Raw genomic sequence first — 14790 nt, forward strand, 5'->3', positions numbered from 1 at the left:
CATGTGAAACAGCCTCTTTAGCTTTGGAGCAAATGTTGTAAATCAGGATCATCCTTAATTCTTTCCATCTCATTTTCAACAATCTCAACGATGTCATTTTTAATCTGCTTATAATGAGTATCTATCATTTCTTTCATATGGTCTTCACCATAGGCATCTGTAAAAGAAAGAATCTTAGGAATTTTTTGGTAAGTTCTGGTTTCAGCAGAAACCTTCTCATTATCGACAACAATTTCAGCGTGAAACATTTTCTGCTCTATACGCTCCTCAAAATTATCCGATACAGCACCGACAAACATTCCTTGCGTCAGCGTTGAAATTTTGGAAGCCGGAATTAAACTGTCCAATTGAGTAGATATTGAAGTAGAGGTATCACTTCTGTTGATAGTCATACTCTGTCGTTTTTGCAGTACTTTTCCAAAACGTTCTGAAAGGCTTTTTGCAGTCTCCCCCACTACCTGTCCGCTGAAAATATTTCCAACGGTATTCTGGATCACTTTGCTTTCTTTATCTCCATAATCCCTTGTTAACTGAGAGAAATCCTGAAACCCTAAGCATACCGCAACTTTATTACTTCTTGCTGTTGCAATGAGATTGTCCAGTCCTCTAAAGTAGATAGTAGGCAACTCATCAATGATAACAGAACTTTTTAACTTTCCTTTTTTATTAATGAGTTTAACAATACGAGAGTTGTATAAACCCAATGCAGCAGAATAGATATTTTGACGATCCGGGTTATTTCCCACGCATAAAATTTTGGGTTCTTTCGGGTTATTAATATCCAATGAGAAATCGTCGCCGGTCATTACCCAATAAAGCTGTGGGCTTATCATTCTTGAGAGCGGAATTTTAGCCGAAGCAATCTGTCCTTGTAGCTGATCTTGTGCCCCACCTTGCCATGCATCCATAAATGGGGACAGGTAGTTTTCCAGATCGGGATAAGAAGTTAGAATCGTAAAAACGTCGGAATATTTTTTATTAAGCAATTCAATAGCATGAGGAAATGTACAGTATTTTCCATCCTGATAAATCTTTAGAAACCAAATTATCGCAGCCAAAAGAATAATCGGAGATTCTACAAAAAAGTCTCCCTGTTTCTGTATCCAGCTTCGGTTAAGATTTAGCATTATGGTATATGCTGCTTCGTAGGCATCTGAAATATCCGTCATAAAATTGGGATTTAATGGATTACATCGATGGCTTTTTTGGGGATCATCAAAATTAATCACATAAAATTTAGGCTTGACCTTGTACTTATCCTGATGTTTTAATACATGATTATAAGCAATGGTTGAAAGATCATCGAATTTAAAATCATAGATGTACATGGAAAATCCCTTTTCAATGTGTTGCTTGATATAATTATTAACAATGGCATAGGACTTTCCGGAGCCAGGGGTACCCAGTACAATGGTTGCCCTGAATGGATTGACAACATTAATCCATCCTTTGTTCCATGTTCCATTATAATAAAATTGAGTAGGCAAATTGACAGAATATTCATTTTCCATGAGTTTGGTTTCCTGCATGAAACTTTCATTTTCATTATTAAAAACATCATCCATCAGATTGTTTTTAAGTAACCTACTCATCCAGACTCCTGTCATCAGTAGTAAGATATACCCTGCAGAGGTAGAAAAAATATACAATAAAGCACTGAAAGACTGGGACAAACTTAAAAATGGAGTATTAAGAAAAAATAATATTGTGCCAATAACACCTGCCCATCGAATCTTACACCAGGTTATATTTTCATTTTTTACCCCCTTGGTTCCCAGGCAACTTAAGGATAATAATAGCAAGGAAAAGAGTTTAGTATATACAGGAAATGAAAATAAACCTGCTGTCCTGTTGAATTTGTATAATATCTTATTCACAATCTCAAACGTCCATTCTCTTTCAAGAAAGAAAACATAACAGTACCAATAAAAATGCATGAGAACAAGCAGTATACTTACCGCTCTCATCAATGCCATTATTTTAGCTAATCCCCTTACATCGTCTTCGCTTTGCATGTTTCAAAATTTTGATTCTGCTGAATATAAATTTTGTCCCAAGATCATTTTCAGATGAGGAATTATAAGGAACTGTTTGGCACTTTGTATCTAACTTTTTTTTCTTTTCCTTTTCTTCATTTGTCTTGTGAAATCTTCTTCGTGAGGATCCGGCTCACTGATAAAATTAAACAGGCCTTCGAAACCATCAATAACATCATTGTGAGCCCCATAGGGTAAATCTGCAACTTCTAAGAAGTCAAAAAGATAATGTGTCACCTCGAAAGATGGATAATCTATTTTCAACCTTGGGAGTTTTGATTTGAAATCATTTTCATTTGTCTTTCCGGCGCATTTGTCAGTCCGCCATTGTAAATCTAATGAGTTCGCTGAAAGCTCTTTTCCCAGGCCGGACCCATTCCACACGGTTTTTGTATTGTGATCTACAAAAGTAATTCCATACATACGTCCCGTATTATTTCGACGAATAATCGTATTTATTCCCTTACTTTTTAGTGCTTCTATAAAATCCTTTTCTTTATTGGTTTCTTGCAATGCATTCTCAACCATTCTTTTTACCAAGGTTTTGTAAGAATTATTCTGTAAAGACGTCTTAGATTTTTGAAAATATGATTCAATGGCTGCGACTCCTACACTTTTTCCTATTTTTGAAGACTTCAATGGGCGTCCCATTCTATTTTTTTTATTATCCAATACAAAATAGACCAATCCAGTCTGTGATCTTCCGCCTAACTCTCCTTCTACTTTTTCCACGGATATATTAAATAATGAAAGTAAGGCATTATATTCTCCAAAAGTTTTAAACCGATAATTGTTGCATAGATTTCGAATTACAGAAGATAGTTGGTTTTTAATATTTCCCTTGTAATAATCAACAGGTTTAACACTCATTTCATTTTTCTCATTTTGATTTTTCGCGGCAGTTACTAAATTATATTTATGTTCCAATTTTCTGCATACTTGCATGGAACGACGCTTTTCAAACCGATCTGAGATCTTTCTTCCATATTCATCGACAGTTACTGAAACAATGTGAATATGGATCCTGTCAATATCAGTATGCTTAAACACAACATAGGGCTGATCACCGTATCCCATATCCTTCATATATTCTTCTGCTAACTTGATAAAGTCATTATCACTCACTCGATCTTTTGGATTTGGATTAAGTGATATATGCAAGGTATGTTTTTCAGTATTTCGGTTGGCAGCCAAATAAGGATAAAATGACTCGATTAACTGTGGTATTGTATATTGACCATTGGGAGTTTCAATCATTTTATTTGTCCACAAGATTTTGCCATTTCCCTGTTGAACTTTCCGATTATTGTAAGCTAATGCACCATATAAATTGCTGCTTCGTCCAATTTTAGCAATCATCTCCTTTCGATTTTTTAAGATGAGTATTATTAAAGTCGTTGGCCAGTTCAATAATTTTCCGGCATAAAACTGCAAGTTCAGCAGTTTGCTTCTCCAGCTTATACAAAAATGCCGCAGCTTTCTTTTCGGTAAAATGCATGTACAGCAATTTGACAACCTGGTTATAATTTACACCTACTGCCCTAAACTGAGAATAAAAAGACGTCAGTCTCATGTGGAAATCAACCGATCCCTTATCGATCTTTACCGTTTTAATCTCTTTTGAAAACAAGGTATTCACAATAAATCTAGCTTTATTATGAAGTCCTGATGCTTCAAAAAGTGTTAAAAATTGAGCGTTTTCTTCATCATTCAATCGAAATACATAACGATGGGTACTAGGATTGGCTTTAGGTTTACGCCCGCCTCTATTTCTATAATTTCTGCTATGATCTTCCATAATCCAATTTAATCCATTAATAAACCTCGACTTTGGAGAGTGTTTTCCAGCTCCCGGCAGGGCAAGTTGTTTTGAGGCACAAAAACAGTTATGAGGCACTCAAAACACAACTTGCTGTGTTCTTTCGAACACCATAATCTGTCATCAGGACAGACCATTATAAGCTTCTTAGAAAGCTTTATGCTTTTATCTTTTATTTTCAAAAACTTCATTTGAAGGATTCATATTATATTTTATAAGTTATTGTTTTACAAAGTAAAACATAGTAAACAGCAAACGATCTACTCGAAGATTACGCAAAGACAACCTTTCACAGTCAAAGACAACCACTTTAATGGAAGCGAAAGAAAATGATGAGTTCTTTGCTAAAGAATTCTATGCAGCAGTCTAGCAATCATGACAGTTGAACAGAAAGAATTCCGGATTGCAAACATTCTGGCAATCAATAAAGCAGGGATCCTGAAATTATAGAAAGACAGCCAGAACTCGATCACTCCGTCCAGAATACTAGCAAGCTAAGAAACCAGCAATCCTGCAATCAAGAAATATTGATTCTAAGATAAACTGAAGCTCAGAAAGCATGATAGCTTTCTTAACTGACTGACAGTTAAAGTGAGTATGGGGCTGAATGCATAAAAGCTGGGAATCAAGCTTAAAAAATGAAATTAATAATTTTTAAATCTTAATTTTTAAAATATGGACACCAAAAAACAACCTTTATTTATTGCTTTTTCATCACAAAAAGGAGGTGTAGGAAAAAGTACCTTTACGACTCTTTTAGCGAGCATTTTACATTATCGACTGGGCTATAATATTGCGGTATTCGATGCAGACTTTCCACAACATAGTTTAATGAAAATGAAAACCCGTGATCTCGCTATGGTTATGGAAAATCTGCATTTAAAAAAACTGGCTTACAAGCAATTTACAACCATCAACAAAAAAGCTTATCCCATTTTGCAATATAAAGCAGATCATATTTTAGAAGCTGCTCACGAATTTTCAGAAACATCACCTATTCCTATTGATATCATCTTTTTTGATCTTCCGGGAACCGTTAATACTCCGGGAATCTTAAAAGCTTTGGCAGGAATGCATCATATCTTTACACCCATCACAGCAGATCGGTTAGTTATGGAAAGCACACTAGTTTTTAGCCAACTTTTACAAGATGTTATTATGAAAAAAGGAGAAACATCCCTTAAAAGTATCCATTTATTCTGGAATCAGGTCGATGGCAGAGAGAGTACACCTTTGTACAATATTTACAATGATTTAATCCACCAACTGGGTTTAAATTTAATGGATATTCAGATTAAAAATTCTACCCGTTTCAGAAAAGAAAGTGAAGAAAATTCAAAAACAGTTTTCCGGTCCACTTTGCTACCTGCGGATGAAAATTTACTGAAAGCCTGCAGGCTTGACCTTTTCCTCATTGAGTTTTTAAAAATTATTCAAATCTAGTTATGGAAAAAAACCTCAAGAAAAACATTACCCCAGATATTAACGAAGCACTGATGATGAACATGATGGTCGATGGTGTAAAAAAAGAAGGTTTGGAGATTCCTGAAACTGAGAAGTCAGGGATTCAAAATTCAGAAATTAATGAAAAGACTGTTCTTGAAAAAAAAGCTGTCCAATATCAAAAAAAGAGTTTAAAGCTGAAAAATATGGAGAGTTATGGTCAACAATTTCTTGTTAGCCATTCGATGAAAAAACGAGGAGACAAAACCATCTATATCCGCAAAGAATATCATGAAAGATTATCTCGCATCATTCAGGTTATAGGACAGGATGAAATTCCTCTTTATGCTTACCTGGATAATATTCTTGAACATCATTTTGAACTATTTGAGGAAGCTATTACTTCGGACTTCAATGAACATTTTAAACCCCTTTTTTAATTATGGAAATTTTAATATTAGTCTGTCTTCTGATTATCATTGTACTGATGATGAAAGAAAAAATTGTTTTTCAAAAAAGATCAGAAAAAGAAATTACATCTGAAAATACCAAAACATCTTCAAGTATTATGGGACTGTCTCAATCTGTAAAAAGCCAGCCATTGCCAAACAACGACGGAGAGCATCGTATTGAAAAACAAACGCGCAGAACTTCTAATTTTGAAGAAGAAATCAACGATAAAACAGTTGATATTCAAATTCCGCAGGAAGAATTAAATGATGTTTTCAGAAGTACTCCAGATTTTGAGGAAGAGGAAGAAGAATGGAGTCAATATCAAATTTTCGATAATGATAACGGTTTATCCATAGGGGTAACCTTTGAAGAATTAAATACCGTGGAGGCATTTCTGAAAGATCAAAAATCAGAATTATCTCAAAAGGAAACTGCGGCAGATATTATTCAAAAAATACAGGGAACCGAATTATTCAATTTATTAGAAAATTCTATTGAAGGGGCTTCCACGAAAATTGCTGAGCTATTGGATAAAAGTCTTTCTTCTGAAAACAATTCTAATTCTTCTTTTTTGCGGGAGAGCGATTATAAAAATTTTGATATTGAAAAATTTATCTAAACATACCTAACAACATTTTAGAGTTTTTTAATCTGAGTAATTGTAAATTTTAGGCGTTGTAATAAATCGTCGTAAGTAATAATGTCAATAACATTCTTGTACTGTCTTTTCACAATTTCGAAATCAGCAAGTTGCTCATTCTTTAAATTTTTAGATCTCCCCATAATGATAAATCCTTTTGGATTGGTAATCTTAATGCTCAAATTTTCAGGAAGCTCACTACTATATTTTTGTGTTAGAGTTCTTTCTCCTCTAGCTCCATATCTACTTAGATGGTAAAGATATTTTTCAACTTGCATAACGGTTCCTATCAAGTCTCTGTGTGGTGTGTGATTATTTCTATAGAGATTTTCTGTCATAATAACCTTAGAAAAAGGTTTTTTTATTTCAATAACATCTACATTCCCATTACTATCAATTAAAATAAAGTCTAAAAACTTTTTTTTATTTCCATCAATAGGTACATAAACTGTTTTAGTTGCAAAAATGTATTTGGGGTATAGCAGTAAAATTATTTGTAGAATTTCATTTTGCCATTGATCTTCACTGTATCCTACTTCATTGTTTAACATTGAAGTCAATTTATCGTATATTGTTTCGTACTTAACTAATTCATACTTTTTAAAAACTTTTGTCAGATTTGTTCCTGTAATAGTACTTTTCTTGTTTAGATATTTTTCAAATTTATGTTCTCCATCCGTGGTAGAATTGAAATAGTTTTTTATAATAGAAGCTACTCTAGCTTGTGAATATAAATATTTCTCGTGAGTTGTGGGGAAATTTTTTATCATGTCTTCATACATTTCAAAAGGCATGAATATTTCTTGACTTTCCTGACTTCCGCCAATTCTAACATTTTCTGTAACTAAAGAATCAATAGATTTGAGTATTGATATTTTTGTTTCTGCTATAAAGTGCTTTCTTGTAAGCTTTAACGAACTATGAAAATAAAAGTGATTATTTAGTGAAAAAACTTTTCTCTTAATTCTATAATAATCTCCTTCTCGTTCTGCTAATATAAATTCTATAGGAAGAACTTCGGCATCTTCATCGTTATTTTTATTATCAAGATCTTGCTCATATAATAAATCGCAAACTTCAAAATAAAATCTTTTAATTGTAACCTCACCTTCTTCTTTAAGAGCATTACGCACCCAATCATCATCAATCTGCGCACCTTCATACTTTAAAATTAAGTGTTTTTCAGTTTTTATAATTTTTACTGTTTCCATGGAATAATAGTTCGGGACGAATTTAGGTAATTTAAAGATTCAAAGTACGCAAGTAAAGCCAAATCATTCCTCAAACTGCGATATTCTTAAAATCATTCCCCCTTCCCAACACCTTTGTCTCCAAAGCTCACATACTGTGGGTAATGCTAACAATTTAACCTGTTTACATTATGGAAAAACAAAGAAAAAAGCTTCTGATTTCAGCAGTAGCTTTACTCATGAGCATCAATCTATCCGCTCAGGGAAACGGAACTGCGGGAATCAACGAAGCCACACAAATGGTCACCTCCTATTTCGAGCCGGCCACGCAACTCATTTATGCCATTGGAGCAGTCGTCGGACTCATTGGAGGAGTAAAAGTTTACAACAAATTCAGCAGTGGCGACCCTGACACCAGTAAAACCGCTGCAAGCTGGTTCGGAGCCTGTATCTTCCTGATTGTTGCAGCTACTATTCTCCGTTCATTCTTCCTTTAAAATTGATTATTATGAATACCTATAACATCAATAAAGGAATCGGAAGAACCGTAGAGTTCAAAGGATTAAAAGCGCAGTACCTTTTCATTTTCGCAGGTGGTTTGTTAGGTCTTTTGATTGTGGTCATGATCATGTACATGGCAGGAGTCAGCACCTATTTCTGTTTGGGATTAGGAGGTATAAGTGCCAGCTTACTGATCTGGCAGACTTTCTCACTCAACAGAAAATATGGAGAACACGGATTGATGAAACTGGGTGCAAACAAAAAGCATCCTAAATACATCATCAGCCGAAAGTCAATCTTCAGATATCTAAAATCCAACGCCAAAAAAGCTGCATTATGAGAAATCAGTCGAAAGCAGCTACGTTGGAAAGTAAATTTCCACTGCTGGCAGTAGAAGAAAGCTGTATTATATCAAAAGATGCTGATGTTACGGTTTGTTTTAAAGTAAGCCTTCCGGAATTGTTTACCGTTGCTTCCTCTGAATATGAAGCCATTCATTCAGCTTGGTTTAAAGCCATTAAGACCTTGCCTGACTTCACGATTGTTCACAAGCAGGATTGGTTTATCAAGGAAAACTATCATCCTGACCTATCGAAAGAAGATCAAAGCTTTTTATCCAAATCATTTGAAAGGCATTTTAACGAGCGACCCTTTTTGAACCATTATTGTTACCTCTTTCTTACCAAAACAAGCAAAGAGAGAATGAGAATGCAGAGTAATTTCTCCTCACTGTGTAAAGGCAAAATTATTCCAAAGGAAATCAGAGATAAGGAGCTGATGAGCAGATTTATGGAAACCGTCGATCAATTTGAAAGAATCATGAATGACAATGGTTATGTTCATTTGGAACGGATGACGGAGAATAAGATTACCGGAACAGAAAAACAATCGGGATTACTTGAGCAATATCTGACATTATCCCGAGATGTTAACCCTTCCCTTCAGGATTTAAATTTAGGAGCAGAAGAAATGAGAGTTGGCAATAATCGTATCAGCCTGCATACGCTTTCTGATACGGACGATTTACCGGGAACAGTCTCTTCTCACAGCCGTTATGAAAAACTAAGCACCGACAGAAGCGACTGTTTATTGTCATTTGCATCTCCGGTGGGATTGCTCCTCAATTGCAATCACATTTATAATCAATATCTGTTTATCGACAACAGCGCAGAAAACCTAGTAAAATTTGAAAAGTCTGCAAGGAATATGCACTCGCTGGCACGTTACAGCAGAGCCAATCAAATCAATAAAGAATGGATTGAAAAATATCTGAATGAAGCCCATTCGTTTGGACTGCAGTCCATTCGTGCTCATTTCAATGTGATGTCATGGTCTGATAACCCTGTGGAATTAAAGCAATTGAAAAATGATACAGGAAGTGCTTTGTCCCTTATGGAATGTAAGCCCCGCCATAACACAACAGATACAGCGACTTTATATTGGGCGGGTATTCCCGGCAATGCAGCAGATTTTCCTGCGGAAGAAAGCTTCTATACGTTCATAGAACCCGCATTATGCTTTTTTACACAGGAAACCAATTACCAGAATTCACCTTCACCATTTGGAATCAAGATGGCGGATCGATTGACAGGAAAACCTATTCACTTGGATATCTCCGATCTTCCGATGAAACAGGGAATTATTACCAATCGGAACAAATTTATTCTCGGACCTTCCGGAAGTGGAAAATCATTCTTTACCAACCACATGGTCAGGCAGTATTATGAACAGGGAGCTCATGTACTTTTGGTGGATACCGGAAATTCATATCAGGGGCTCTGCGAATTAATTAAAGGTAAATCCAAAGGAGAAGACGGTGTTTACTTTACGTACACAGAAGACAATCCGATTGCCTTTAATCCATTCTATACCGATGACGGAATCTTTGATATCGAAAAAAGAGAAAGTATCAAAACCTTAATCCTCACCCTATGGAAAAGAGATGACGAACCGCCAACAAGGTCAGAGGAAGTTGCGCTTTCCAATGCAGTAAGCGGATATATTGAAAAGATCAAAAATAACAATGACTATCCTTCATTTAACGGCTTTTACGAATTCGTAAAAGAAGATTATCGATCTGTCCTTGAAAAAAAGAAAGTGAGAGAAAAGGATTTTGACATTGCGAACTTTCTTAATGTTTTAGAGCCTTATTACAAAGGAGGCGAATATGATTATCTGCTCAATTCTGATAAACAACTTGATCTTTTATCCAAAAGGTTTATTGTATTTGAGATCGATGCGATCAAAGACCATAAAATCCTGTTTCCGATTGTGACCATCATTATTATGGAAGTCTTCATTAACAAAATGAGAAGACTCAAGGGAATCAGAAAACTGATCCTCATTGAAGAAGCATGGAAAGCCATTGCCAAAGAAGGCATGGCAGAATATATCAAATATCTGTTCAAGACCGTCAGGAAATTCTTCGGCGAAGCTATCGTAGTTACCCAGGAAGTAGATGATATTATCCAGTCTCCGATTGTAAAAGAAAGCATCATCAACAATTCCGACTGTAAGATTTTACTGGATCAGCGAAAATATATGAACAAATTTGATGATATCCAGGCGATGCTGGGCTTAACAGATAAGGAAAAAGCTCAGGTACTTTCCATCAATATGAACAATGATCCCAGAAGACTTTACAAAGAAGTTTGGATTGGACTAGGAGGAACGCATTCAGCAGTCTACGCTACCGAAGTTTCCACCGAAGAATACTTAGCATACACTACTGAAGAAACCGAAAAAATGGAAGTCATGAATCTGGCCTCCGAACTTGATGGCAATGTTGAGAATGCGATCAAGAGGATTTCGCTAAAGCGAATCAAATCGACAAAAGAAAATTAATCAATTAAAATTTTACAACAATGAAAAATTTAATCATGACCACGATGATGGTTACAGCGGTGGCATTAACCTCCACAGCAAAAGCACAGTTTGTAGTGACAGACCCAGCCAATTTAGCCTCGGGAATTCTGAACTCAGCGAACGAAATTGTTCAGACCTCTAATACCGTTTCGAACGTAGTCAAGAATTTCAATGAAGTCAAGAAAGTTTACGAACAGGGTAAGGAATATTATGATAAACTCAAAGCTGTAAACAATCTGGTCAAGGATGCAAGAAAAGTTCAGCAGACTGTATTACTGGTGGGCGATGTTTCGGAAATGTATGTGAACAATTTCGGGAAAATGTTGAATGATCCCAACTTTAATGCTCAGGAACTGACTGCTATTGCGAACGGCTATTCAACATTACTGAATGAAAGTACAGAACTTTTAAAAGAGCTAAAGCAGATTGTCAATACCAGCAGTCTTTCATTAAATGATAAAGAAAGAATGGATATCATTGATAAGGTATATAAGGCTGTAAAAGACTATCACAATCTGGTTCGCTACTATACGAACAAAAATATTTCTGTCAGCTACCTGAGAGCCAAGAAGCAGAACAACACCCAACGGGTGCTTAATCTTTACGGAACGTCGAATCAAAAATACTGGTAAGATGGAACCTACAAACTTACACGAAGTTTTAAGAACAGTCTATGATGAGATGATGCCGATGTGTGCAGATATGGCAGCAGTCGCAAAGGGCGTTGCTGGATTGGGAGCACTATTTTATGTAGCAATAAAAGTTTGGCAGGCATTAAGCCGTGCTGAACCCATCGATCTGTTTCCTATGTTGAGACCATTTGCTATCGGAATCTGCATTATGTTTTTTTCAACATTGGTTTTAGGAAGTATCAATGGGGTTTTAAGCCCCGTTGTTCAAGGCAGTCATTCCATGTTGGAGGATCAGGTTTTGGATATGAATGAACTTCAGCAGAAAAAGGATTTATTGGAAAGAGAAGCCATGCTGAGAAATCCTGAAATGGCCTATCTGATCTCAGATGATGAGTTTGATAAAAAACTGGAAGAACTGGGATGGTCTCCATCAGATCTGGTGACGATGTCAGGAATGTATATGGAAAGGCAGATGTTTGAAGTTAAAAAACAGATCAGAGATGGTTTTAGAGAATTTCTGGAAATTCTATTTCAGGCAGCCGCACTGGTTATTGATACCATCAGAACCTTTTTCTTAATTGTTCTCTCCATACTCGGTCCAATCGCCTTTGCCATATCGGTTTGGGATGGATTTCAATCAACACTCACGCAGTGGTTGACCAGATACATCAGTGTGTATTTGTGGTTACCTGTTGCTGATATTTTCAGTGCTATCCTGGCAAAAATACAGACTTTGATTCTGGAACGGGATATAGAGATGTTGGCTGATCCTAATTTTATTCCGGATACGTCCAACACTGTTTACATCATCTACATGATTATCGGAATCATAGGTTACTTCACCGTTCCAACTGTAACAGGCTGGGTTATTCAGGCGGGAGGTGCTGGAAACTTTATGCGTAATGTCAATCAGACCGCATCGAAGTCCGGAAACATTGCAGGAGCAGCTGCCGGTTCAGCAACAGGAAATATTTCAGGAAGGTTATTAAAATAATTAAAACAAAAAAATGGAATTTAAAATCTTAAAAAATATCGAAAGCAGTTTCAGGCAAATCAGATTATTCACTTTTATTTTTGCCCTGTTATGTTTCGGAGTTGTAGGGGTTGTTGTATACAAATCATACGAGTTTGCTGAAGAACAGCGTCAGAAAATTTATGTATTGGATAACGGCAAATCATTGATGGTCGCTTTATCTCAGGATATGTCTCTTAATAGACCCGTCGAAGCAAGAGAGCATGTCAGACGTTTTCATGAACTCTTCTTCACGATTGCACCGGATAAAAATGCGATTGAAAGTAATGTAAAAAGAGCATTCAATTTAGCTGATCAGTCTGCTTTTAATTATTACAAAGACCTTTCAGAAAAAGGATATTACAACAGAATTATTTCAGGGAATATCCAACAGAGAATTGAGATAGACAGTGTTTCTGCCAACTTTGAAAGCTATCCGTACCAGGTTCAAACCTTCGCAAAGCAGTTTATCTACAGATCCAGCAATCTGACCAAAAGAAGTTTAATTACCAGCTGTATGCTTGTCAACTCTGTAAGGTCTGACAACAATCCCCAAGGATTTACGATGGAAAAATTCAATGTTATTGAAAATAAAGATATCGAAACTGTTGACCGCTAAAATATACATTATGAAAAAATTCAGATTAGCAATTGACCAATATATCGATTCGATGGAAAACCATTGGAAATCTTTAAGTAGCAACAGACAGAGAACATTGACAAAGTTCTTTTTAGGAATGTATGTTATGTTGACGGTTTTAACCATCACCTACATTTGGTACGAAACGTCTAACGGAAACAATATCCTTTCCATTAGTCATATTCAGGGAATTCCTCAAAGTATAATTAATAAAGCCCCTCATAATGAATAACGAGAACAGAACACAGATAAGACTTACAGAAGGCAATTCCGACAGAATGGATAACGAGGAACAGTCATTGACCAATTTGCAAAGATTTGAAAAATTCAAGAAACCACTCATTTATTTTTTAATGGCTGTGGTGTGTGCGGGTTGTCTTTATCTCATTTTTAAACCCAAAGAAAAGAATCTTCTCATTGAGGATGGCGGTTTTAATTCAGCGGTTCCACAGGCAGCTGCTGACAAACTGCAGTCTGATAAGCAGAAAGCATATGAACAGCAACTGCTTGAACAGAAAAATGAAGAAAAAAGAAATACTTTGACTACATTATCTGATTACTGGAATGATGATGAGGCAACAAATCTTTCACCAGGTCAATCAGCCCCACTAAACTCAACGGATAAGTCGGGAATGCTGACGAATGGCGACCAAAATGCGATAAACAGTTACCGTAATGCACAACAGACTTTGGGGAACTTTTACAGTAGAGATGATCAGGAAGTAAGCAATTTGAAAAAAGAGATTTCAAGATTGAAAAATGAATCTCTGCAGAATAATTCTACACCGAAAGGTAGCGGAATTGATGAGCAGTTGGAACTGATGGAAAAATCTTACCAGTTGGCAGCAAAATATCTTCCGTCATCTTCTCATCAAAATGGAAATTTTGTAGAGACAAAACCATCCGATACCTCTGTGAAATCTGAGCCAACCCAACCAAAGGTTAAGATTAATTCAGTAAAGCATCTCAACAAAAATGTAATATCTGCTTTGTACCGTGAGCCTAGTGACAGTGCGTTTCTAGCGAGCTTGAACAGAAACAATTTCATCGATATACAAGGTAATCAGGTCAGCAATCAAATAACCCGGAACAGCATACGGGCAGTAATTCATCAAACCCAGATGGTCACTGCTGAAAGTTTTATTTCATTACGACTTTCTGAACCAATGATGTTAGGTAGAATATTAGTACCAGAGGGAACTTTACTGAGGGCTTCCTGCAAATTTCAGAGCGGGAGATTACAGATGAAAATATCGAGTATCGAATATCGAGGCTCAATACAACCTGTCGAAATTTCTATTCACGATAATGACGGTCAAGTGGGTTTATACATTCCCTATACTCCGGAACAAAATACGGTGAATGATATAGTTGCCAATATGAGCCAATCATCCGGAACAAACATCATGATGACTCAATCTGCAGGTCAGCAAATAGCTTCTGATCTGACACGTGGAGTTGTTCAGGGAGTTTCGGGATATTTCCAGAGAAAGATCAGAATACCTAAAGTTACTGTAAAAGCCGGTCATCAAATTCTTTTGGTGGCTAAAAATTAATCA

General features: G+C 36.1%; 15 protein-coding genes. 11 read left to right on the forward strand and 4 right to left on the reverse strand.

What is annotated here, in order from left to right; translation table 11 throughout:
* Nucleotides 1–17 precede the first annotated feature (17 nt).
* The 3 genes from mobC to mobA form a co-directional block, all read right to left on the reverse strand.
* Nucleotides 18–2015, reverse strand: a complete 1998-nt coding sequence (mobC, locus tag SB689_RS05700) for a conjugal transfer protein MobC (RefSeq protein WP_410691192.1) — start codon at nt 2013–2015, stop codon at nt 18–20.
* Between the two features lie 90 nt (nt 2016–2105).
* Entirely contained in the window at nt 2106–3395 is a 1290-nt protein-coding gene (gene mobB / locus SB689_RS05705; protein WP_410691193.1) for a conjugal transfer protein MobB, read from the reverse strand.
* A complete protein-coding gene (mobA, locus tag SB689_RS05710) occupies nt 3385–3834 on the reverse strand; it encodes a conjugal transfer protein MobA (protein WP_410691194.1) in 450 nt (149 codons plus the stop codon). The genes mobB and mobA overlap by 11 nt, the downstream gene beginning before the upstream one ends.
* Before the next feature lie 696 nt (nt 3835–4530).
* On the opposite strand from mobA, the gene SB689_RS05715 reads away from it, so the two are divergent.
* Genes SB689_RS05715 through SB689_RS05725 form a run of 3 tightly spaced genes read left to right on the forward strand, consistent with a single transcriptional unit; the run spans nt 4531 to nt 6370 of the window.
* On the forward strand, nt 4531–5298 hold the full coding sequence (locus SB689_RS05715) for a ParA family protein (protein ID WP_410691195.1): 768 nt from the start codon (nt 4531–4533) through the stop codon (nt 5296–5298).
* A gap of 2 nt (nt 5299–5300) precedes the next feature.
* The gene (locus tag SB689_RS05720) at nt 5301–5738 is read left to right on the forward strand and encodes a DUF3408 domain-containing protein (RefSeq protein ID WP_410691196.1); all 438 of its coding nucleotides are present in this window, start codon (nt 5301–5303) and stop codon (nt 5736–5738) included.
* A gap of 2 nt (nt 5739–5740) precedes the next feature.
* Nucleotides 5741–6370: a conjugal transfer protein TraD gene (locus SB689_RS05725; protein WP_410691197.1), complete on the forward strand. Its 630-nt coding sequence runs from the start codon at nt 5741–5743 to the stop codon at nt 6368–6370.
* Nucleotides 6371–6387: 17 nt separating this feature from the next.
* Here the strand turns inward: SB689_RS05725 and SB689_RS05730 are convergent, their stop codons facing one another.
* Nucleotides 6388–7602, reverse strand: a complete 1215-nt coding sequence (locus tag SB689_RS05730; RefSeq protein ID WP_410691198.1) for a Shedu immune nuclease family protein — start codon at nt 7600–7602, stop codon at nt 6388–6390.
* A gap of 170 nt (nt 7603–7772) precedes the next feature.
* On the opposite strand from SB689_RS05730, the gene SB689_RS05735 reads away from it, so the two are divergent.
* From SB689_RS05735 to traM, 8 genes are read left to right on the forward strand one after another with little or no spacing between them, the layout of a single operon-like run.
* A complete protein-coding gene (locus tag SB689_RS05735) occupies nt 7773–8078 on the forward strand; it encodes a DUF4134 domain-containing protein (RefSeq protein ID WP_123983620.1) in 306 nt (101 codons plus the stop codon).
* An 11-nt stretch (nt 8079–8089) separates the two neighbouring features.
* Complete coding sequence (locus SB689_RS05740) at nt 8090–8422, forward strand: DUF4133 domain-containing protein (protein ID WP_410691199.1); 333 nt, start codon at nt 8090–8092, stop codon at nt 8420–8422.
* Nucleotides 8419–10926: a TraG family conjugative transposon ATPase gene (locus SB689_RS05745; protein ID WP_410691200.1), complete on the forward strand. Its 2508-nt coding sequence runs from the start codon at nt 8419–8421 to the stop codon at nt 10924–10926. The genes SB689_RS05740 and SB689_RS05745 overlap by 4 nt, the downstream gene beginning before the upstream one ends.
* Nucleotides 10927–10961: 35 nt before the next feature.
* On the forward strand, nt 10962–11579 hold the full coding sequence (locus tag SB689_RS05750; protein WP_228414877.1) for a DUF4141 domain-containing protein: 618 nt from the start codon (nt 10962–10964) through the stop codon (nt 11577–11579).
* A gap of 1 nt (nt 11580) precedes the next feature.
* A complete protein-coding gene (traJ, locus tag SB689_RS05755; RefSeq protein WP_066674565.1) occupies nt 11581–12573 on the forward strand; it encodes a conjugative transposon protein TraJ in 993 nt (330 codons plus the stop codon).
* A 13-nt stretch (nt 12574–12586) separates the two neighbouring features.
* Complete coding sequence (gene traK, locus SB689_RS05760) at nt 12587–13210, forward strand: conjugative transposon protein TraK (RefSeq protein ID WP_410691201.1); 624 nt, start codon at nt 12587–12589, stop codon at nt 13208–13210.
* A gap of 10 nt (nt 13211–13220) precedes the next feature.
* Complete coding sequence (locus SB689_RS05765; protein ID WP_410691202.1) at nt 13221–13463, forward strand: hypothetical protein; 243 nt, start codon at nt 13221–13223, stop codon at nt 13461–13463.
* Complete coding sequence (gene traM / locus SB689_RS05770) at nt 13456–14787, forward strand: conjugative transposon protein TraM (protein WP_410691203.1); 1332 nt, start codon at nt 13456–13458, stop codon at nt 14785–14787. The genes SB689_RS05765 and traM overlap by 8 nt, the downstream gene beginning before the upstream one ends.
* Nucleotides 14788–14790: the final 3 nt, after the last annotated feature.

It is taken from the genome of Chryseobacterium sp. SIMBA_038, from assembly GCF_046535115.1.
Lineage (GTDB): Bacteria > Bacteroidota > Bacteroidia > Flavobacteriales > Weeksellaceae > Chryseobacterium.

Excerpts from the sequence above, each read along its gene's own strand:
- SB689_RS05735 (WP_123983620.1), top strand. The coding sequence starts at position 7,773 with ATGGAAAAACAAAGAAAAAAGCTTCTGATTTCAGCAGTAGCTTTACTC.
- SB689_RS05720 (WP_410691196.1), top strand. The coding sequence starts at position 5,301 with ATGGAAAAAAACCTCAAGAAAAACATTACCCCAGATATTAACGAAGCA.
- traK (WP_410691201.1), top strand. The coding sequence starts at position 12,587 with ATGGAATTTAAAATCTTAAAAAATATCGAAAGCAGTTTCAGGCAAATC.
- mobA (WP_410691194.1), bottom strand. The coding sequence starts at position 3,834 with ATGGAAGATCATAGCAGAAATTATAGAAATAGAGGCGGGCGTAAACCT.
- traM (WP_410691203.1), top strand. The coding sequence starts at position 13,456 with ATGAATAACGAGAACAGAACACAGATAAGACTTACAGAAGGCAATTCC.
- SB689_RS05725 (WP_410691197.1), top strand. The coding sequence starts at position 5,741 with ATGGAAATTTTAATATTAGTCTGTCTTCTGATTATCATTGTACTGATG.
- SB689_RS05715 (WP_410691195.1), top strand. The coding sequence starts at position 4,531 with ATGGACACCAAAAAACAACCTTTATTTATTGCTTTTTCATCACAAAAA.
- SB689_RS05740 (WP_410691199.1), top strand. The coding sequence starts at position 8,090 with ATGAATACCTATAACATCAATAAAGGAATCGGAAGAACCGTAGAGTTC.
- traJ (WP_066674565.1), top strand. The coding sequence starts at position 11,581 with ATGGAACCTACAAACTTACACGAAGTTTTAAGAACAGTCTATGATGAG.
- mobC (WP_410691192.1), bottom strand. The coding sequence starts at position 2,015 with ATGCAAAGCGAAGACGATGTAAGGGGATTAGCTAAAATAATGGCATTG.
- SB689_RS05745 (WP_410691200.1), top strand. The coding sequence starts at position 8,419 with ATGAGAAATCAGTCGAAAGCAGCTACGTTGGAAAGTAAATTTCCACTG.
- SB689_RS05730 (WP_410691198.1), bottom strand. The coding sequence starts at position 7,602 with ATGGAAACAGTAAAAATTATAAAAACTGAAAAACACTTAATTTTAAAG.
- SB689_RS05765 (WP_410691202.1), top strand. The coding sequence starts at position 13,221 with ATGAAAAAATTCAGATTAGCAATTGACCAATATATCGATTCGATGGAA.
- mobB (WP_410691193.1), bottom strand. The coding sequence starts at position 3,395 with ATGATTGCTAAAATTGGACGAAGCAGCAATTTATATGGTGCATTAGCT.
- SB689_RS05750 (WP_228414877.1), top strand. The coding sequence starts at position 10,962 with ATGACCACGATGATGGTTACAGCGGTGGCATTAACCTCCACAGCAAAA.